Below are 1,406 nucleotides of genomic sequence, written 5' to 3'. Positions count from 1 at the left end.
ATAATAAAAACCATAGACCCCAATGGAAATATAGAAGAAATAGAGTATGACATAAAAAATAGACCAATAAAAATAAAAGATAAAGAAGGAAACATAAGACGAATATTTTATACCCCTACAGACAAAGTTAAAAAAGAAATACTACCTAAACAGTATAATAAGGAAACAGACGATGGAGAAGGCACAGAATATATCTATGACCTTAATGATAATCTAGTAAAAATAATAAATAGCCTAGGAGAAATAGAAGAAGAAAAAATATATAACGAAGATGGCGAACTAATAGGCATAAAAGATGGCAGAGGAAATAAAACAGAATATACCCTTGATATAGGCGGCAGAGTAATAGCAATAACCACAGAAGAAAGCAGAAGAAAAAATAAGAAAAGCCAGATAAATAAATATAATGCCGATGATAAAATAATAGAAACCATAGACGGAGAAGGAAATAAAACAAGCTATCTATTAGATGATTGGGGAAGAATAATAAAGATAACAAAGGCAGATGGCAGTACAGAAAACTATAAATACGACTATGCAGGAAATATAAGAGAAACCATAGATGGAAATGGAAATAAAATAAAATATCAATACAACAGTATAAACAAATTAGGAAAAATAATAGACCAAGATAACCTAGAAGAAATACTAAAATATGACAGGCAAGGAAGACTAGTATACAAAAAAGACAGAAATGGCAATGAAATAATATATAATTACAACATAGATGACCAACTAGTAAGCAGAAGAAATGCAAAAGAAGAAGACAGCTATAAAGAAATCTATGAATATAACATAGACGGAACTCTAAAAAGAGCATCAGCTAACGGCATAGACTATACTTATAAATACGATAAACAAGGCAGAGTAACAGAAAAATATGCAAGCGGAAAACTACTTATAAAATACACCTACGACAAAAATGGAAATCTAATAAAACAAAGAGATATAAGTGGAAAAGAAACAAGATATACCCTAGATAGCTTAGGAAGAATAAAAGAAGTAATAGATGATAATAAAATAGTAGCAACCTATAGCTATAATAGTGATGGAACTATAAAATCCATTACCTATGGCAATGGAATAAAAACTAATTATGAGTATGATGGTAATAAAAATATAACTAAACTTACAACTATCCTAAGCAATGGAGAAATACTAACTCAAAATACTTATACCTATGACAATAATGGAAACCAAATAAGAAAAACAGAAAATGGGAAAGTAACCCAGTACCAATACGATGCCATAAACCAAATAGAAAAAGTAATATATAATAAAGGAGAAGAAGAAAAAATAGAAACCTTCTCCTATGACCCAGCAGGAAACAGAATAAAAAGAGTACTTGATAATATAGACGAATTTTACTATTATGATAATAAGAATAGATTAACAAAATTACAAAA

The 1,406-nt window shown here is 28.8% G+C and carries 1 protein-coding gene; it reads left to right on the top strand.

The window, feature by feature from the left end:
* A partial coding sequence (locus OM90_RS12865; RefSeq protein WP_330381870.1) for a hypothetical protein occupies positions 1-1,406 on the top strand: 1,406 nt, incomplete at both ends.

Source organism: Defluviitalea phaphyphila (genome assembly GCF_001466305.1).
GTDB lineage: Bacteria > Bacillota > Clostridia > Lachnospirales > Defluviitaleaceae > Defluviitalea_A > Defluviitalea_A phaphyphila.
Note: the sequence above shows the minus strand (reverse complement) of the source record. Positions and strands in the feature narration are given on the sequence as shown.